Genomic DNA, 17,734 nt, shown 5'->3' on the forward strand with positions numbered 1-17,734 from the left:
CGGCCCCCCTCCCCGCCCCCGTCCCCGCGCTCACGACGGCGACTCACCTCGGCGTTCACCTCGGCCCCCGGCCCTGATCCGCCGGACACCCCCTAGGGCTGGTCGAGGGCGTGTTCCTTGAGGAAGGCCCCCGCGTGGGCCGCCGCCTCCTCCCTCGTCGCGTACCGCTCGTCGCCGGCCGCCGGCCCGCTGGTTCCATCGGCGCCCTTGCCGGTCCAGCCCCAGCCGCCGGACGTGGGCGTCAGTTCGGCCGTTCCACCCCACAGTTCGAGTGCGACGCCCGCCGGGCGGGTGACGGCGTCGGGCCACTTCTTGCGGGCGCCTTGCCGGGTGATGCCCCAGACGGCACCCATCTGTTCGTAGCTCGCGCCGTAGGACCCGGCGGTTCCGGCCGCGATGGCCGTGAGCCGCTTGACCTCCGCGTCCACCACCTTCCAGGCGGCCAGTACGGACAGAGCCACGTCGACCGGGTCCGCCGCCCACATGCGGTCAGCCGGCAGTCCCGACGCGCGCTGCCGCAGGGCCGACGCGAGCGGGTTGAGGGCGTCGTAGAGGGCCTTGTCGAGTTCGGCCTGTTCTTCGGGGGTGATCCCAGAGGAGGTCATGCGACAACTTTAGTTACCGATCAGCGGTCTGTAAACTTTGGTTTCCGACCGTGGCGGGCGTACTCCGCCCGGAGCGTGGCGACGGCCGCGGGCGTCAGGGGCTCGTACGGGGCGCCCGGCGCCGGGCACCACCAGACCGGGTCCTCACAGAGGAAGGACTCACGACGGAGGGCCACCCGGTGGATCTTGTTCGTGGCCGTGAGGGGAAGCTCGGGCATCACCCGGACGAAGCGCGGCGGCATCTTCGTCCCCAGGTCCTGCTGCGCCGCGAGGAACGTCGCGAACTCCACCGGATCGAAGACCGCCCCCTCCCGGAGCGCCAGCGCCGCCATCACCTGGTCCCCCGCCACCGGGTCCGGTATCGCGTAGACCGCGACCCCCGCGGCCGGGTCCCAGCGGGCCAGGACGTGTTCGATCATCGCCGCCGCCAGGTTCTCGCTGTCGACCCGCAGCCGGTCGTCCGTACGGCCCGCGAAGTAGAGGTAGCCGTCCGCGTCCCGGTAGAAGAGGTCGCCCGTCCAGTACCAGCCGTCGCGCAGCCGCGCCGCCTCCGCCTCCGGGTTGCGCCAGTAGCCCTCGAAGGCGCTGCGGCCCCGGTTGACGAGTTCTCCGACCGCCTCGGCGGCGTTGAGGAGCCGGCCCGCGGGAGAGAAACGGGCCGCCTCGCACTCCCGGCCCGTCTCCGAGTCCACCACCACCAGGTCGTCGGCCGGCGCCGCCCGGCCCACGGCGCCCGTCGGCGTGTCCGGCGTCCGCTGGATCGACGCGCCTCCCTCCGAGGAGCCGTACCCCTCCACGAGCGGCACCCCGAAGCGCTCCCGGAAGCGCGCCGCGTCCACCGCCCCCGCCTCCGTGCCGAAACCGAGGCGGAGCCGGTGCGCGTGGTCCTCGGGGGTGGGCGGGGTCGCCAGGAGGTACTGCACCGCCCGTCCGACGTAGGTGAAGTAGGTGGCCTCGAAGCCTCGTACGTCCGAGAGGAAGCGGGAGGCCGAGAAGCGGGCCCGCAGCGCCACCCCCGCCCCGGCGGCCAGCGCCGGGGCCCAGTCCGCGATCACCGCGTTCCCGTGGAACATGGGCATGCAGACGTAGTGGACGTCGTCCTGCCCGACGGAGAAGTGGGCCGCGAGCGAGGCACCGGCCGCCGCCAGCCGGCCCTGGCTGCAGAGCGCCGCCTTCGGCGCGCCCGTCGAACCGGACGTGAAGGAGAGCAGGAAGCGACTGTCGGGGCGCACGGGGCCGAGGCGCGCGTCGCCCGGGCGGGCGGATCCGTACGGCGCGAGGAGTTCCCGGTACGCGTCGGTGTCCGTGACCAGGATCCGCACGCCGGGCAGCGGGAGGCCGTCGAGGAGCGGCAGGCGGGCGCGCTGGGTGACCAGGACCCGGCACGCGGTGTGCCGGATGTCGCGGGCGAGTTCGGCGCCGCGCCGGGTGGGGTTGATCCCGGCGACGGCGGCCCCCGCGAGGGCCGCCGCGCTGAGCCAGAGCGGGTACTCCGGCGTGTTGTCGAGCAGGATGCCGAGGTGCGGCTCGCCCCCCGGCAGGGGTGGCATCAGGTCCACGAGCAGTGCGGCCCGCGCGGCGGCGCCGGCGGCGACCTGGTGGTGGGTGAGGGCGTGGTGCTCGTCCCTCAGCCCGATCCGGTGGTCGCCCCACTGGCGCCGTACGAGTTCCGCGACGGTGTCCGCACCCCTCATGGGCCGGACTGTAACTGACGATCCATCAGAACTGAACGGACGGGAACGGCCACTCGGCGACCGTCAGGAGCGGTCACCGAGCCGCCCGGGCGTCAGAACCTGACGTCCGAGCACGCGTAGAACGCGTTCGCCGTGTCCGCGATCGTCCACACCGCCAGGATCAGATGGCGGCCCGTCTTGCCCGCCGGGATCGTCCCGGAGTGCGAGAGGGTCGCCGGCGGCTGCTGGTTGTTGTAGGGGACGGTCAGGAACGGCTGGGGGTCCAGCATGGCCCGGGTGAGCTTCTGGGTCCCGTTCCAGCCGTTCTTGGTGATGTAGTACTTGAAGTCGGTGGTGGCGTGCCGGGCCGTGAACTGCCAGCGGAAGCTGTAGCTCTGCCCCGACGTGAGCTGCGTCGTGGGCCACGCACCGCCCCGCGGGTCGTCCAGCTGGGCGAACTGCGTGAGCCCGGCGGAACAGATCTTGCCGTCGGCGGGACCGGCGGCGGGGAAGCCCTTGAGGCCCTCGACCGACTGGGGCTCCCACTGTATGGAGCCGCAGTTGGTCACGGTGCCGTTGGCGCAGAGCTTCTGGCGGCTGATCGGCGAGTCGGTGTAGCCGTGACTGCCGGCACTGCCGGTGGCGAAGAGGGTGACGCCGGCGACGCCGAGCGCCACCACCGCCGCCCCGACTGACTTTTTGCGCATGCTTCGCTCCAGGAGAACGTGGGGGAGTTCCGTTGGGCCGTGCGCGCACGCGTGCGGTAGTACGTCGTACCGATTTTGGTCTGGACCAAGTACCAAGGTATGGACGGAAGTTGAACATGTCCATCCCTTCACGCCCCCTCTACAGGACCCGTCCGACCCGTGTAGAACGCCACCGTCAGGTCCTTGACCAGCGCCTTGCGCTCGTAGTCGTCGAGCTCCACCAGACCACGACTGGTCAGCCGGTGGACCACGTCGTCCACCGCGTCCACCACCGAGGTGAGCACGCTGTCCCGGTGCTTCGCGTCGATCGCCGCGATCCGGCGCCGGCGCATCGCCGCCGCCACGTCCGGCGCGTACTCGATCCGCGTCGGCTGCGCCGAGAACACGTCCACACCGACCGGGGCGCACTCCGCCGACAGCATCCGCGTCAGCGCCTCGCCGACGGCCTCCGCGTCCCGGAGCGTGGGGGCGTCCTCGTGGAAGGCGTCCGCCGGAAGCTGCGACAGCACCCGGGCCATGGCCGCCTCCACCTGCTCCCGCAGATAGTCCTCGTGCCCGTCGACGCCGAGCGCCGCCCGGACGGTGTCCCGCACCCGCCACACCACGAGCACGGTGACGTCGAGCGCGGTGCCCTTGGCGTCCACCGCCGACAGCGGCTCACTGCGCCAGTGCCGGAGCCGTACGTCGACGCGGCGCCGCAGCAGGAGCGGGCTGACCCAGAGCAGACCGGTACGGCGGACCGTGCCGCGGTAGTCGCCGAACAGGGTCAGCACCCAGGCGTAGCCGACCCGGCCCCGGCCGAGCCCGCCGAGCGTGAACAGGGCGAGGACGACACCGAGGGCGAGGAGCGCCCACTGGCCGAGATGAATGCCGTTGTACGGGCGTTCCGGCAGCCGCAGCATCCGGGCCGCCTCCCCGGGCACGGCCCCCGCCCACCACACGACCGCCGCGCACGCGGCGAGCGCGAGCGCCCCGCCGACCACCCCGACCCATCCGGGCAGCACCGGCCCGGGGCGCTCGACGAGAGCGGGGTCGGCGGTGGGGGCGGGCCGGGAGGCGGGGGCCTGGGCGGCCTGCGTCTTGGGATGAGCTTGGGGCTGCGCCTTGGGGGGTGCGTCGAGTTGCGCATTGAGTCGCGTGTCGACTCGCGCGTCGACTCGCGCGTTCGACGGGGACTTCGACTTCGCCTTCGGCTTCGTCCTCTGCTGGGACTCGGCCCGGCTGGAGGCCTTGGTCCCGGCGGCGTCAACCTGGGATTGCGCCTGGTCCTGGGCCTGGACCTTCGACGGGCCCGGGATGCCGGGACCCGTGCCCGTCCTGGACGGGGTGGGCGCGGCCATGGCGACGGTGTCGGGACCGCCGTCGTCCTCGCCGGCCGCGAAGGGCACGGCGTTGTCCGGCTGGTCGCGGAAGAGGAGGTGCACCGGGATCGAGCCGGTGGTCTCGGCCCCGATCACGTTCTTCCGCCGCGCGACCCGCACGACGGCGGCGACGGGCACGGCGACGGCACCGACACCGGCCCCGGCGATCCGCCCGAAGTCTGGCGTGACGGCGCGGTCGGCGGGACGGTCGGGCTCGGGCTCGACGCCGGGGACGGCGGTCGGCGCGGCAGCCGGCGCGGCGACCGCCGCAGGGACCGGTGAAGGACCACCGGACCGCACGGTGACGGCGGCCTTCAAGGTGGAGGGGGAGGTGGGGCGGGCGTGCTTGCCCGCGCCGGAGGGTGCGGTGCCCGGGTAGGCGGGCGGGACGGGTTGGACGCGGCTGACCACCGGGGCGGCTCCCGGGGCGGCCGGCGCCCCCGTCGCCGTACCGGAAGCGGACTTGCCCGGGGGCGCGGAGCCGACCGGGGGCATGGACCCGACCGGGGACGCGGACCCGACCGGAGGCATGGACCCGACCGGGGACACGGACCCGACCGGAGGCGCGGACCCGACCGGGGGCATGGACCCGACCGGGGACGCGGACCCGACCGGAGGTGCGGACCCGACCGGAGGCGCGGACCCGACCGGAGGCGCGGACCCGACCGGGGGCATGGACCCGACCGGGGACGCGGACCTGACCGGAGGTGCGGACCCGACCGGGGACGCGGACCCGACCGGAGGTGCGGACCCGACCGAAGGCGTGGACCCGACCGAGGGCGTGGACCCGACCGGGCGGATCGGCAACGCGCCGGGAGGCCTGCCGCCGTCACCCGGCTGCGTACCGGCCTGCCCCGACCCGTGGCCCGGTGCCGGGCCGGGGCCGGTCGGGGCGGCGGGGGCGTCCGGCGCCGCCTCCGCCGCGGCGCCGCCTCGCGCGCCCGGCTCGGGCCACACCGGGACCCTGCCCCGCGAGGTCCCCGGCTCCTCGGCGGCCGAGGACGGCCCGGCGGCGACAGAGGCCGACGGCGTCGGCTCGCCCGCCGCAGGGGTTTCCGGCGCGGGAGCCGACCCGCCGGGCATTCCGTCCGACGTGACGCCCGGCGTGGCCCCCGGCGTGGCGCCCGCTCGCACGGGCGCAACCTCCGGGGCGGCGGACGCCGGCGCGTCACCACCGGCCGGTGTCGGCGCGGCACCGGCCGCCGTTGCCGCACTCGCCACCACACCGTCCGGTGTCGGCGCTCCGCCCTCCGCCGATGCGTCGTCGACCGGTGCGCCCACCCCCGGCTCCCGCGGCTCCGTCGGCGTCTCCCGTCGGGTCGGCGGGGTGCCCGGGGGTGCGCCCTGGGGAGGGGACGTGCGCGGAAGGGTGCCGTCCGTCAGGCGGCGGGCCGTGCGGGCCGCGTCACGTGAGGCCGCCGCGCCGGAATCCGCGGGGTTCGGGGTCGATGCCGTCATTCGGGTCCACCTCATGCTCTCGGGGTCATCGGAACAAGCGCCGCCAGGTCTCCGGGCCCGGGTAGCCGTCGGCCGCTGCGCCGCGCCAGCCCTGTGCCCGCTGGAACGCCTCGACGTTGCGGCGGTCCGCCTCCGTCCAGCGCGGACCGGGTCCCGACAGGTAGTGCTTGCCGAAGCCCCGCTTCACCAGTTGTTTGCCCAGCTTCTCCACATATGCGTTGGATTGGCCCGGACGGAAGGAGCCACGCCCGGGAAATCCCGTCGCATTCGAACTCGACCCGCTCGAACCACTCGAACCGCCGATGTTCTTGCCCCCGCCGGTCACGAGGAGCTTCCAGGTCTCCGGGCCGGGCAGGCCGTCCGCCTCCTTGCCCTTCCAGCCCTGCGCCAACTGGAACGCCTGGGTCGCGCGCCGGTCCGCCTCGCCCCACTTCGGACCGGGCCCCTTGCTGTAGAACTGCTTGCCGCCGCGGTCGACGAGGAGCCGCCCGAGCTGGGTGATGTACGCGTTGTCGGCGCCGGTGCCGAACATCGCCGTGCCGGGGTACGGCGCCGCCGTCGGGGTCGCCCCGCCTGTGGTGCCGCCGGTGTCGCCGCCGCTGACCACGCCCTTGTAGCGGTAGGCCACGTACCGGTTGGAGTTCTCCCAGTACGCCATCGGCGTCGCCTGCTTCCGCGTACGCGGCTTGGTCTGCTCGTACGCGACGTAGGAGGTGTGGGTGTAGTCGGTCCAGCCGCCGAAGATCGTGACGTGCGAGCCGCGCGTCGGGTTGGCCGGGTTGTGGAAGAGCAGGATGTCGCCGGGCTGGAGCTCGGTGCGGTCGATGCGCTCGGCGAAGCGGTCGAGGCTGCCGGTCCACTCGTTGCTGCGGAGGTTCCAGGCCATCGAGATGTAGCCGGAGCAGTCCTGGCGGTAGCCGTCCGTCCAGTACTTCTCCATGGAGTACGGGACCTGGGCGGACACCCACAGCTTGGCGCGGTTGATGATCTCGGCCCGGCTCGACTTCCGCAGGGCGCCGGTCGAGATCTGACTTGTCGTCGGATTCGCGTTCGGGGAGGGCTGCCCGCCGGGACCCGGCGCTCCGTGCAGCGGCCCCCGGCCGCCCTGCGGGGTGTCGGGCTCGGGGTAGGCGGCCCGCGCGGCGGCGTCGGCCGGCTCCGTGAGGTCCGCCGGAGCGAACGGGACGGAGGGCGGCGGGAGGGCCGTCGCCACGGCGGAGCCGCCACCGCCGAGGGCCACGCCCGCAGCCGTCACCAGGACCAGGGCGCGGCGCGCGCCGTGCGCCGCCGGATGCCCGCCCGCCCGGACCGGCAGGCCGAGCGCGAGGTCACGCCGCTGCCGGGCACACCCCGGGCAGCCGCAGTCGGCCGCGGGTTCGAACTCCTCGAAGACCGGCACGCTCATGCGATTCCCCTCCACACTCGTCAAGATCTTTTGACCCTTGGTTTCGGGCGTCAGTGTCTCAACTGTCTGGACAAATCGCATTTTGACGGATCGAAGGCCTGATAAGACCATCCGACAGGCCGGAGGTGACCGTTATTGGTCAGGAGCACACCCGGACGTCGGGTAGAGTTCTCCCTGTCAGCAGGCGCCGCTAGCTCAGTTGGTTAGAGCAGCTGACTCTTAATCAGCGGGTCCGGGGTTCGAGTCCCTGGCGGCGCACGCAGAGTCAAGACCCCCTCACCGATGGTGAGGGGGTCTTGGTCGTTCTCGGATGCGTCTACTCCACGAACTACCGGGCGCGGCGGGCCAGTTCCCGGGCGTTCGGGCCGCCCTGCGCTCCAGGGGCCCTTCCGTCGCGGCTCATGCCGATCACGAGGGGCTTGCCGTGCGAGCGCCCGTGGCCGGGGCGGGTGGCCGGCCCGGCTCCGTGCGGCGCCGAGGCCGGGGAGGCAGGCCGGGTGCGTGAACCCGGCTCCACACGCGCCCGAGGGCCCGGACGTCCGGACGTCCGGGCCCTCGGGCGCGTGTGGAGCGGTCGCGAGCATCGTGACACGACAGCCCCCTGGGCCGGGCGGGGCAGGGCCTCTACAGTGGCCGGAACCCCGACCTCCCGCGGTGGCACCGGGCTCCTCCCGCGTCCGTGAGCCCCGCGGTGGAGGACCGGCCCGGTCGGCGGTGGCCGCGGGACGCGCGCCGCCGACCGGGGCCAGGTCGCCGTAAGCGGCGGAGCCAAGGGGGCGCAACAGGTCGCCGTACGCGGCGGGCCAAGGGGGCGCAACAGGAGGAGGCGCTTGTCAGGGGCGGGGCTCGGGGGGCGTTGCCGCTGTCAGGTAGGCCGAGACCACCACATTGGCCGTGTACGTGTTCGAGCTTCGGTCGAACGTGCCGCCGCATGTGATCAGGCGGAGTTCCGCCCGGTGCGGGTCCCGCGCCCCGTAGACCTTGCTCGCGTCGAAGGACTCCCGCGGGTAGACCTGGACGTCGTCCACCGTGAACTCGGCGACCGATCCGTCCGTACGGGTGACGCGGACCTTCGCGCCCGGGCGGGCCGCGCTCAGGCCGTAGAAGACCGCCGGCCGGGTCTCGGTGTCGACGTGGCCGACGAGGAGGGCCGGGCCCGCGGCGCCCGGCCGGGTGCCGGCGCCGAACCAGCCGACCGTGTGCGGCATCTCGTACGGCGGCGGATCGATCGCCCCCGTGCCGTCCAGGCCGCGCGCCACGACGGGCGCGGAGATGCCGAGGGAGGGGATCTCGACCCGCTGGGGCGTCACGGGTGCGAGCGGGTCCCGCGCCGGGGGCAGGGCGACGCCGAGCGGTCGGCCGACGGCGGCGATGTCTCCGGTGGTCGGCGCGGAGCTGCCGCCGGGGCCCTCGGTGACCTCGCGGCCCCAGAGCCAGAGCCCGAGCAGGAGCAGCGCCCAGGCCACGCCGGTGACGAGTCGCCCGGTGCCCGCCGGGCGGGACCCGGACGGCACCGTCACTCCGTACCCGGCCCCGAGCCCGTACCCGTACCCGTACCGCGTCGGCGGGAGCTGCGGAAGGCGACCGCCACGGCGGCGATGGCCGCAAGGCCGAGGCCGAGCAGGGTGTACGGGGTGCCGAGGCCGCTCTCGCTGGTGGTCTGGGCGACGCCGGGCGCGGCCGGGGCGGCGAAGGCGGCGGTGCCGCCACCGCCCGCGCGGACCGGGGCGACCGGGCTCGCGTGGTGGGTCGGCTCGTGGGTCGGCTTGTGCGTGGGCTCGTGGGTCGGCTTGTGCGTGGGCTCGTGCGTGGGCTTCTGACGCTCGATGCGCACGGTGCCGACATCCGGGTGATCGTGGCCGTCGCAGGTCACGCTGACCTTGTACGTGCCGTTCTCGAGCCGGGTCTTGATCGTGGTGTCGCCGAACAGCGGGGCGCCACCGCCGTCCCGGCCGGTGAGTTCGGCGTCGGCGACGAACGCCGGGGACTTCGCGGCACCCGTCGTGCCCTTGCAGCCCTGGACGCGGACGTCGACGTCGGCACCGGGCGAGGCGGTGGACGGGGTGACGGTGACCTTCACCCCGTCGTGGGCGTACGCGCTACCGGCCGTGGGTGCCAGTACGAGCACGAGGGCCGCCCCCGCGGCACGGAGAGCAATGGAACCTGAACGCATCGTGACCTCCTGATACTGGCAGGGTCACCCGGATCGGGGCTCTTCGCATCCGCAGGGGCGCCGGCGAACGGCCGCTACACCCGGTCGACGATGTCCGCGATCGACTTCACGATCTTGGACGGGCGGAACGGGAAGCGGTCGATCTCGGCCTCGCCGGTCAGGCCCGTGAGGACCAGGAAGGTCTGCATGCCCGCCTCCAGGCCCGCCAGGATGTCGGTGTCCATCCGGTCGCCGATCATGGCGCTCGTCTCGGAGTGGGCGCCGATGGCGTTCAGGCCGGTGCGCATCATGAGCGGGTTCGGCTTGCCGGCGAAGTACGGCTCCTTGCCGGTGGCCTTCGTGATGAGCGCGGCGACGGAGCCGGTGGCCGGCAGCGGGCCTTCGAGGGAGGGGCCGGTCTCGTCGGGGTTGGTGCAGATGAAGCGGGCGCCGGCGTTGATGAGCCGGACGGCCTTGGTCATCGCCTCGAAGGAGTAGGTACGGGTCTCACCGAGCACCACGTAGTCCGGGTCGTGGTCGGTGAGGACGTAGCCGATGTCGTGCAGCGCGGTGGTCAGACCGGCCTCGCCGATGACGTACGCGGTGCCGCCGGGGCGCTGGTCGTCGAGGAACTTGGCGGTGGCGAGGGCCGAGGTCCAGATGTTCTCGACGGGGACTTCGAGGCCCATCCGGGCGAGGCGGGCGTGCAGGTCACGAGCCGTGTAGATCGAGTTGTTGGTGAGGACCAGGAAGGGCTTCCCGGTCTCCCGCAGCTTCCTGATGAACGCGTCGGCGCCGGGGATCGGCACGCCCTCGTGGATGAGGACGCCGTCCATGTCGGTCAGCCAGGATTCGATCGGCTTGCGCTCTGCCATGGGTGCGGGACTCCTGCCGTACAGACGTGCGGTGTGCTGGGGGCGCCGCGACAGCGCTGTGGCGACGCCCCCAGCCTAGGCCCTGCCCGCCCGCGCAGGCTGGGTCAGGAAGCCGTCACCTTGACCCCGTCGATCACCCAGTACCAGTTGTTGGAACCGGTGTAGCGGAAGCGGAAGCTCACGCTGGACGCGCCGGCCGGGACGGCGACCGTGAGGGACTGGGGCTGGGAGATCACGTCGGCGGTGTAGTTCTTCACGACGGTCGGGGTGCCGCCGTTGAAGACGGCCTGGACCTGCGCGGTCTGGCTGCCCTCCTGGCGGTAGAAGGTCGTGAAGTCCAGGGTGACCCGGGTCGCGCCCGAGACGCCGTACGCCGGGGTGACGAGCGTCGAGTCGTACGTCCCCGAGAACGCCTTGTCGGCCCACTCGTCGGAGTCGGCGACGGCGAAGACGCCCCGGGCGCGCACGTTCAGCTCGCGGGACTGGTCGCGCTGGGAGCGGGACCAGAACTCGTCGGTGGCGAAGGACCAGCCGCGCCACTCGGCCATGCCGCCGGTGCCCATGGCGTTGTTGATGACGGACCAGCCGCTGGGCGCGGTGTGGGTGAAGCCGAGGATCCCGGCGGGGATGCCGGTCTCGTCGACGCGGCCGGTCAGCGACCCGTAGAGGCTGTCGAAGGGGTCGGTGGAGCGCTCCTGGACCGGCTTGCCGTCGAGGCCCCAGGACGCGGCGGGGGTGATGCCGAGCTGGCGGAAGACGGTGGCGGCGACGTCGACGAGCCGGGTGTCGATGGGGCGGGCGCCGGCGGCGATGCCGGGGCCCTGGGCGAGGACGAAGGTGCGCCGCTCCTCGATGGAGGAGCCGCCGTGGCCGCCGCCGTCGGTGTGGCCGTGGTCGGTCGTGACGATGACCGTCCAGCGCTCGGTGGCGTACGCCGGGCGGGCCTTGATCGCGGTGAGCAGTCGGCCGAGGTAGCCGTCCTGGACGTCGATGGCGTCGGTGTACCTGGGGCTGGCGGCGCCGTGGTTGTGGCCGATCTCGTCGGTCTCGCCGAAGTAGACGAAGAGGACGTCGGGGTTCTGGTTGCGCAGGACGTCCTCGGTGATGTCGGTGATCACGAGGTCGTTGACGACGTAGTCGTTGTTGTAGACGAGCTTGGCGTCGGCGCCGGGGGTGACGGTGCCGTGGGTGTCGAGCTCGGGCCAGTCGACGGCGGCGAAGAGCGAGAGCTCGGGGCGGACCTGGTTCAGGCGGGCCAGGAAGCCGGGGTACTGGCCGTAGTTCTTGCCGGTGAAGGTGTTGTCCTTCACGCCGTGCTTGTCGGGCCAGACGCCGGTGGAGATGGTGGACCAGCCGGGGCCGGAGGAGGTCGCGGCCATCGGGTTGGCGTAGAGCAGGGAGCGGCCGAAGGTGCCGTTCGCCATCAGGGACTTGAGGTTCGGGGCCTTGGCGGCGTCGATCCGGTCGTGGCGCAGGCCGTCCATGCCGACGACGAGCACCTTGTCCTTGCTGGTGCCGTTGGGGAGCGTGGGCGCGGCGGCCGCCAGGGCGGCGGGGGCGGTGGCGAGACCGGTGGCGGCGACGGCCGCGGCGGCACCGGCGGCGGCGAGCACGGTGCGTCGGGAGATGCCGGAGATCGGCATGTCGGAGTCCTCCGTGAGCGGGGTCGATGAGGGTACGAACACGCGCCGACGCCCCTGATTTCTCAGGGGCGTTGGTCCGTACCCGTTATCTTTCCGCGATCAACGGAGGCTTTCCAGGGGCGTACGGTGAACTCTTAGCTTCCGGTCGCGGACTTCCACGCGTCGACGTACGTCTTGAGGTTCTTGTCGATGTCGGCCCAGTCCGGCTCGAAGACCTCGACGCCCTCCATCAGCCTGGCCAGTTCGATGGCGTTGGCGTCGGTCGCCTTGACGTCCTTGCGGGCCGGGAAGCCGCCGCCGACCGCGCTGACCTCGCGCTGGGCGCCCTCGGTCAGCATGAAGTCGAGGAGCTTCCTGCCGTTCTCGGTGTGCGGGGCCTTGTCCACCAGGCCGGCCGCGTACGGCAGGGCGAAGGTGGTGGGCCTTCCCGCGCCCTTGGCCGGGAACCATATGCCGAGGTTCGGCATGGACTTGGACTGGGCGAAGTTCATCTGCACATCGCCGTTGGCGACGAGGAGCTCGCCCTTGTCCACCTTGGGGGCGAGCTTGGAGGTGGAGGAGGACGGGCCGACGTTGTTGGCCTGGAGCTTCTTCAGGTACTCCATGGCCGGCTCCTGGCCGCCGAAGTCGTGCATCGCCTTGATGAGCACGGCGGTGCCGTCGCCCGCGACGCCCGGGGTGGAGTACTGGAGCTTGTTCTTGAACCTGCCGTCGAGCAGCTCCTCCCAGGACTTGGGGGCCGCGGGGAGCTCCTTCTTGTTGTGGATGAAGCCGAAGTAGTTGTTGACGACCGAGGTCCAGGTGCCGTCGCTCGCCTTGTCGCCGCCGCCGACCTGGTCGGCGCCCTGCGGGGTGTACTTCTGGAGCAGGCCCTTGGAGCCGGCCTGCTGGATGAAGGGCGGCAGGGTCACGATGACGTCGGCCTGGGTGTTGCTCTTCTCGCGGAGGGCGCGCTGCACCATCTCCCCGGAGCCGCCCTCGACGTACTTGACCTTGATGCCGGTCTTCTTCTCGAAGTCGGCGAAGACCTTGTCGTACCAGCCGTCGCCCGCCTCGCCCTTGAGGCCGTCGGCGCTGTAGACGGTGACGATCTTCTCGTCGGAGGCGGCGGTGGAACCGCCGCAGGCGGTGAAGCCGGCGGCGAGGACGAGGGAGCCGGTGACGGCGGCGATCGGCTTGGCGTACGTACGCATAACGTCGTTTTCTCCTGAGGATCTCTGGCTGAAGGAAGCGCGGGGGGAACTCGGGGAAGGGGCCTCTAGCGGAAGGAGGCCTTGGTACGGATGCGGGAGACGGCGAGCAGGGCCAGCAGGGTCGTGGCCATGAGGACCACGGCCAGCGCCGATCCGGTGAAGAGGGAACCGCGGTCGGTGGCCGTGAAGATGAGCACCGGGAGCGGCATCCAGTCCGGCGGGTAGAGCATCATCGTGGCGCTCAACTCACCCATGGACAGGGCGAAGCAGAGTCCGGCGGCCGCGTTCAGGGACGGCAGCAGGAGCGGCAGCCTCACCCGGAGCAGGACGTACGAGGGGCGGGCACCGAGACTGGCCGCCGCCTGCTCGTACATCGGGTCGAGCCGTTGGATCGCGGCCGACACCGACTGGTGGGCGAACGCCGTGACGAGCACGGTGTGCGCGAGGATCACGATCCAGCGCGTGCCGTTGAGGAGCACCGGCGGCTGCGAGAACGCGACGAGGACGGCCAGGCCGACGACCACGGACGGCACGGCGACCGGCAGCATGAACAGCGCGTCGAGGACCCTCTTGCCCTTCCTGCCGAGCGCCGCCCCGGCGAGCGCGGCCCAGGTGCCGACGGTCAGCGCGACCAGGCTCGCGGTGAGGGCCGTGACCAGGCTGGTGGTGAGGGCCTGGAGGGACTCCCCGCGGACGGCCGCCGCGTAGTGCTCGGTGGTCGGCCCGGAGGGGAAGGCACCGGACCAGTTCGTGGAGAACGAGGCGGCGACGATGACCAGGAGGGGGAGGGCGAAGAGCGGGACGAACAGGACGGCGAACGTGAGCCAGGCCGTCCACCTGCCCGTACGGCTATGCACCAGCACGGCGGCTCACCCCCCGGTAGAGGACGTAGAGGCCCACGGAGAGGGCGACGTTGACGACGGCGACGACACAGGCGGCCGCGTAGTCGGACTCGAGGATCGCCTTGCTGTAGACGAGCATCGGGAGGGTCGTGACGCCCTTGGCCCCGGTGAAGAGCACGATGCCGAACTCGTTCAGGCACATGACGAGGACGAGGCTGCCGCCGGCCGCGAGGGCGGGCAGCGCCTCCGGCAGGATCACCTGCCGGACGATCCGCAGCGGCCGGGCGCCGAGCGAGGACGCCACCTCCAGCTGGGCCGTCTCCATCTGCGAGAAGGCGGCGAGCAGGGGCCGCATCACGAACGGGGTGAAGTACGTGATCTCGGCGAGGAGGACGCCCCACGGGGTGGTCAGGAACTGGAAGGGGCCCGAGGGATCCCCGGTGACGTCCGTCCAGACGCCGTTGGCCATGCCGACCGTGCCGTAGAGGAACAGCAGGGCGAGCGTGATCAGGAAGGACGGGAAGGAGAGGAAGACGTCGATGAACTTCGACACCGCCTTCCCACCGGGGAACGGCACGAACGCGATCACGACCGCGAGCACGAAGCCGAGGACGAGACACCCGACGGTGGAGGCGACGGCGAGCCACACCGTGGTGACGAGCGCCTCGCGGAAGGACGCGGAGGCGAAGACGTCACCGTACGCACCGGGGGCCAGGGACTCCTGGACGACGAGCGCGAGCGGGTAGAGGAAGACGACGGCGAGCACGGCGACGGGCGGCAGGGCCCAGACCCAGCGGGGGACCGTCCGCCTCGTTGCGGGCAGACGTTCCGCCAGGGCGGAGCCGGTGGGCACCACGCCCGTGGCGGGTCGCCGTTCCTTGAGCCCGCTCCCGGGGCTACCCATCGGACACCCCCGCGCCCAGCAGCACCGCGTCCTCGGGCGCGAAGTGCAAGGTGACCTCGGTCCCGAGCAGCGGCGTCTCCCGCAGCTCCCGCACGTCCGCCTTCACCCGGTGCCCGCCCACCTCCACGTACAGCCGGTGCGTGGACCCCCGCCACTGGACCTCGCCGATCCGGCCCCGCAGCGCGTTCGGCCCGTCTCCGAGGCCGACCAGATGGGGCCGGACACAGAGCGTGGCGCCCGCCCCGAGGACCGGACCGGGCGCGCCCTCCGTGGCGACCTTCAGCTCCGTCCCGTCGAAGACGACCCCGTCCGTGCCGACCGTCACCGGCAGCAGGTTGGCGTTGCCGACGAACGAGGCCGTGAACTCCGTACGCGGCCTGCGGTACAGGTCCTGCGGGGTACCGCAGTCCTGGAGCCGGGCCTTGTCCATGACGGCGATCCGGTCCGCGAGGGTCAGCGCCTCGACCTGGTCGTGGGTGACGTACAGGATCGACACGTCGGGCAACTCGCGGTGCAAGCGGGCCAGTTCGGCCAGCATTCCGGAGCGCAGCTGTGCGTCGAGCGCGGAGAGCGGCTCGTCGAGGAGGAGGACCTTGGGCCGGATGGCGAGCGCGCGGGCGATGGCCACGCGCTGCTGCTGGCCGCCGGAGAGTTCCCGGGGGTACCGGTGGGCGTAGGCCGCCATGCCGGTCATCTCCAGGGCCTCGGCGACCCGGCCGGGGATCTCGCCCTTGGGGACCTTCTGCGCCTTCAGGCCGAAGGCGACGTTGGCCTCGACCCGCAGGTGCGGGAAGAGGGCGTACTGCTGGACGACCATGCCGATCCCCCGCTTGTACGGCGGGAGGCCGGTGACGTCACGGTCGCCGATGAGCACCCGCCCGGAGGCCGGCCGCACGAACCCGGCGACGGCCCGCAGCGCGGTGGTCTTGCCGGAGCCCGAGGGCCCGAGGAGGGCCATGACCTCACCGGGCTCGACGGTCAGGTCGAGCCGGTCGAGAACGGTGGTGCCGCCGTACGCGACGGACACGGCGTCGAAGCGGATGCCACTGGTCATGCGTCCGACTCCCCGATCAGCGCGGGAAGTTCGGCGATCGAGGCGAGTACGTGCGTCGCGCCGTGCTCCTTGAGCGCCGCCTCGTCGTGCGCGCCGGTCAGGACGCCCGCGACGATCCCGGCGCCCGAGCGGACCCCGCTGAGCATGTCGTACGAGGTGTCGCCCGCGACCACGAGCTGTCGGACGTCGTCCACGGCTCCGGTACGGAGGAAGGCCGCGAGGACCATGTCCGGGTACGGGCGTCCGCGACCGCCGGCGTCCGCCGGGCAGAGGGTCAGCTCGACCAGGTCCTGCCAGCCGAGCGCGTCGAGGATGGCGTCCTGGGTGACCCGGGCGAAGCCGGTGGTGAGGACCACCCGCCGGCCCTGGGCCTTCAGCTCGGCGATCGCCTCGGCCGCGCCGGGTATCGGGGCGATCAGGCCGCCGGAGACGAGTTCGCCGTAGGCCGCCTCGAAGGCGAGGTTGGCCTCCTGGGCGCGGGTCTCGTCGCCGCCGAAGAGATGGCGGAAGACGGAGATCTTGGACTCGCCCATGGTGGCGCGGACGTAGTCGATCATCGTGGCCGGGTCTTCGCCGAGGCGCTCGGCGGCGGCGGTGAAGGCCTGCTCGACGAGGCCGCCGTCGGCGACGGTGGTGCCGGCCATGTCGAGGACGACGAGGTCGTGCGTGTGCTTGTGCTCGTTCTTCTGCTTGTTCAGGGTGCTCATGTGGTTCACCAGCCCAGTTCGTCGGCGGTCTTCTCGGCGATGGCGGGCGAGCAGGTCATGCCGCGGCCGCCGGGCCCGGTCACCAGCCACACGCCGTCGCGGACCCGCTGGCGGTGGACGACCCGGCTGGTGTCGACGCACTGCGCGTACACCCCGGCCCAGCGCCGCTTGATCTTCGGCAGCGGGCGGCCGAGGAAGGACTCGACGACGCGGGTGAGGTGCTCGTAGGGGTCTTCGAGGGTGTCGAAGGCGAAGGGGTGCTCGTATTCGTGGGTGTCGCCGATGGTCAGTCCGCCGTCGAGGCGCTGCACCATGAGGAGCTGCATCTTGTGGGCGGCGGCGGTCGGGTCCTGCGGCTGCGCGGCCTGGAGGGAGTCCAGGGCCTCGGAGGCGTAGGCGGGGTAGTAGCGGAAGGAGTCGGCGTCGGCGACGGAGGTGGTGAGCGCCTCGCCGAGGGGCTCGGTCTGCATCATCTGGAGCCGGACGCGGCGGACGGGTATCTCGCCGGCGACCTCGCGGACGAGGCCGGAGAGCCAGGCGCCGGTGCACAGGACGACGGCGTCGCCGCTGTGGACCTCGCCGCGGTCGTCGCGGACCGCGTTCTCACCGACGACGTCACGGACCTCGCGGTTCGGCAGGAAGGTGTACTTCCCGGTGGCGAGGAGGGCGTCGCGGAGCGCGAGCTGCGCGAGGCGGGGCTCGACGGCCGCGTCCCGCTCGCACCAGAGCGCCGCCTCGAACTCTCCGCGCAGGGCCGGGTTGACCGCGCGGGCCTCGCCGGCCGTCAGCAGCTTGTAGCCGCGGGCGGCGGCGTCGGGGCGGGCCACGGCGGCCTCGGCGACGGCGAGCTCCAGCTCGTTCCGTACGGGGGTGAGCGAGCCGATGGCCCGGAAGCCGAGGCCGGGGACCCGGGCGCCGATGCCCTCCCAGAGTTCCCGGGCGCGCAGGGCGGTGTCCAGCTCCTCTCCGCCCGCCCGTCCGCTCACCCAGATCTGGCCGAAGTTGCGGAGGGACGCTCCGCGCGCCTCGGCCTCGCGCTCGATGTGTACGACCTCGTGGCCGCGTTCCACTGCGTGCCAGGCGTGCATGGTTCCCACCACGCCGGCTCCTACGACGATCACCTTCATGCCGTCGACGGTCCTGGGAACGGGTGAC

Annotated in this window: 15 protein-coding genes and 1 tRNA gene; 1 reads left to right on the plus strand and 15 read right to left on the minus strand. The window is 72.7% G+C overall.

Annotated elements, in window-relative coordinates:
* Positions 1-92: 92 nt before the first annotated feature.
* The 5 genes from E0F75_RS28960 to E0F75_RS28980 all read right to left on the minus strand — a co-directional run bounded on the left by E0F75_RS28960 (position 93) and on the right by E0F75_RS28980 (position 7,209).
* Positions 93-605: a hypothetical protein gene (locus E0F75_RS28960; protein ID WP_229313909.1), complete on the minus strand. Its 513-nt coding sequence runs from the start codon at positions 603-605 to the stop codon at positions 93-95.
* 20 nt (positions 606-625) lie between these two features.
* Complete coding sequence (locus E0F75_RS28965) at positions 626-2,299, minus strand: AMP-binding protein (protein WP_229313910.1); 1,674 nt, start codon at positions 2,297-2,299, stop codon at positions 626-628.
* 92 nt (positions 2,300-2,391) lie between these two features.
* The gene (locus E0F75_RS28970; protein WP_229313911.1) at positions 2,392-2,985 is read right to left on the minus strand and encodes a lytic polysaccharide monooxygenase; all 594 of its coding nucleotides are present in this window, start codon (positions 2,983-2,985) and stop codon (positions 2,392-2,394) included.
* Between the two features lie 128 nt (positions 2,986-3,113).
* A complete protein-coding gene (locus tag E0F75_RS28975; RefSeq protein ID WP_229313912.1) occupies positions 3,114-4,841 on the minus strand; it encodes an SPFH domain-containing protein in 1,728 nt (575 codons plus the stop codon).
* A 988-nt stretch (positions 4,842-5,829) separates the two neighbouring features.
* Positions 5,830-7,209, minus strand: a complete 1,380-nt coding sequence (locus E0F75_RS28980; protein WP_229313913.1) for a peptidoglycan-binding protein — start codon at positions 7,207-7,209, stop codon at positions 5,830-5,832.
* Positions 7,210-7,393: 184 nt separating this feature from the next.
* On the opposite strand from E0F75_RS28980, the gene E0F75_RS28985 reads away from it, so the two are divergent.
* Positions 7,394-7,467: transfer RNA gene (locus E0F75_RS28985), tRNA-Lys, on the plus strand.
* Positions 7,468-8,042: 575 nt separating this feature from the next.
* On the opposite strand, the gene E0F75_RS28990 is transcribed toward E0F75_RS28985, so the two are convergent.
* From E0F75_RS28990 to E0F75_RS29035, 10 genes are all read right to left on the minus strand, one after another.
* Positions 8,043-8,729 (minus strand): class F sortase, encoded by a 687-nt coding sequence (locus tag E0F75_RS28990; protein WP_374115451.1) that lies wholly within the window; start codon positions 8,727-8,729, stop codon positions 8,043-8,045.
* A complete protein-coding gene (locus tag E0F75_RS28995; RefSeq protein WP_229313915.1) occupies positions 8,726-9,382 on the minus strand; it encodes a hypothetical protein in 657 nt (218 codons plus the stop codon). The genes E0F75_RS28990 and E0F75_RS28995 overlap by 4 nt, the downstream gene beginning before the upstream one ends.
* Positions 9,383-9,456: 74 nt before the next feature.
* Positions 9,457-10,236 (minus strand): HAD-IIA family hydrolase, encoded by a 780-nt coding sequence (locus E0F75_RS29000; protein ID WP_015033821.1) that lies wholly within the window; start codon positions 10,234-10,236, stop codon positions 9,457-9,459.
* Between the two features lie 104 nt (positions 10,237-10,340).
* Entirely contained in the window at positions 10,341-11,879 is a 1,539-nt protein-coding gene (locus tag E0F75_RS29005) for an alkaline phosphatase family protein (RefSeq protein WP_229314033.1), read from the minus strand.
* Between the two features lie 134 nt (positions 11,880-12,013).
* The gene (locus E0F75_RS29010) at positions 12,014-13,072 is read right to left on the minus strand and encodes a 2-aminoethylphosphonate ABC transporter substrate-binding protein (RefSeq protein WP_229313916.1); all 1,059 of its coding nucleotides are present in this window, start codon (positions 13,070-13,072) and stop codon (positions 12,014-12,016) included.
* Positions 13,073-13,137: 65 nt separating this feature from the next.
* On the minus strand, positions 13,138-13,935 hold the full coding sequence (locus tag E0F75_RS29015) for an ABC transporter permease (RefSeq protein ID WP_229313917.1): 798 nt from the start codon (positions 13,933-13,935) through the stop codon (positions 13,138-13,140).
* On the minus strand, positions 13,922-14,818 hold the full coding sequence (locus E0F75_RS29020; protein ID WP_229313918.1) for a 2-aminoethylphosphonate ABC transporter permease subunit: 897 nt from the start codon (positions 14,816-14,818) through the stop codon (positions 13,922-13,924). The genes E0F75_RS29015 and E0F75_RS29020 overlap by 14 nt, the downstream gene beginning before the upstream one ends.
* Complete coding sequence (locus E0F75_RS29025; RefSeq protein WP_229313919.1) at positions 14,811-15,872, minus strand: ABC transporter ATP-binding protein; 1,062 nt, start codon at positions 15,870-15,872, stop codon at positions 14,811-14,813. Before E0F75_RS29025 ends, E0F75_RS29020 begins: the two co-directional genes overlap by 8 nt.
* Positions 15,869-16,579, minus strand: a complete 711-nt coding sequence (locus tag E0F75_RS29030; RefSeq protein WP_229313920.1) for a phosphonatase-like hydrolase — start codon at positions 16,577-16,579, stop codon at positions 15,869-15,871. Before E0F75_RS29030 ends, E0F75_RS29025 begins: the two co-directional genes overlap by 4 nt.
* A gap of 5 nt (positions 16,580-16,584) precedes the next feature.
* Complete coding sequence (locus tag E0F75_RS29035; RefSeq protein ID WP_229313921.1) at positions 16,585-17,706, minus strand: TIGR03364 family FAD-dependent oxidoreductase; 1,122 nt, start codon at positions 17,704-17,706, stop codon at positions 16,585-16,587.
* Positions 17,707-17,734 lie beyond the last annotated feature (28 nt).

This window comes from Streptomyces sp. CB02980, from assembly GCF_014451325.2.
Classification (GTDB): Bacteria; Actinomycetota; Actinomycetes; order Streptomycetales; family Streptomycetaceae; genus Streptomyces.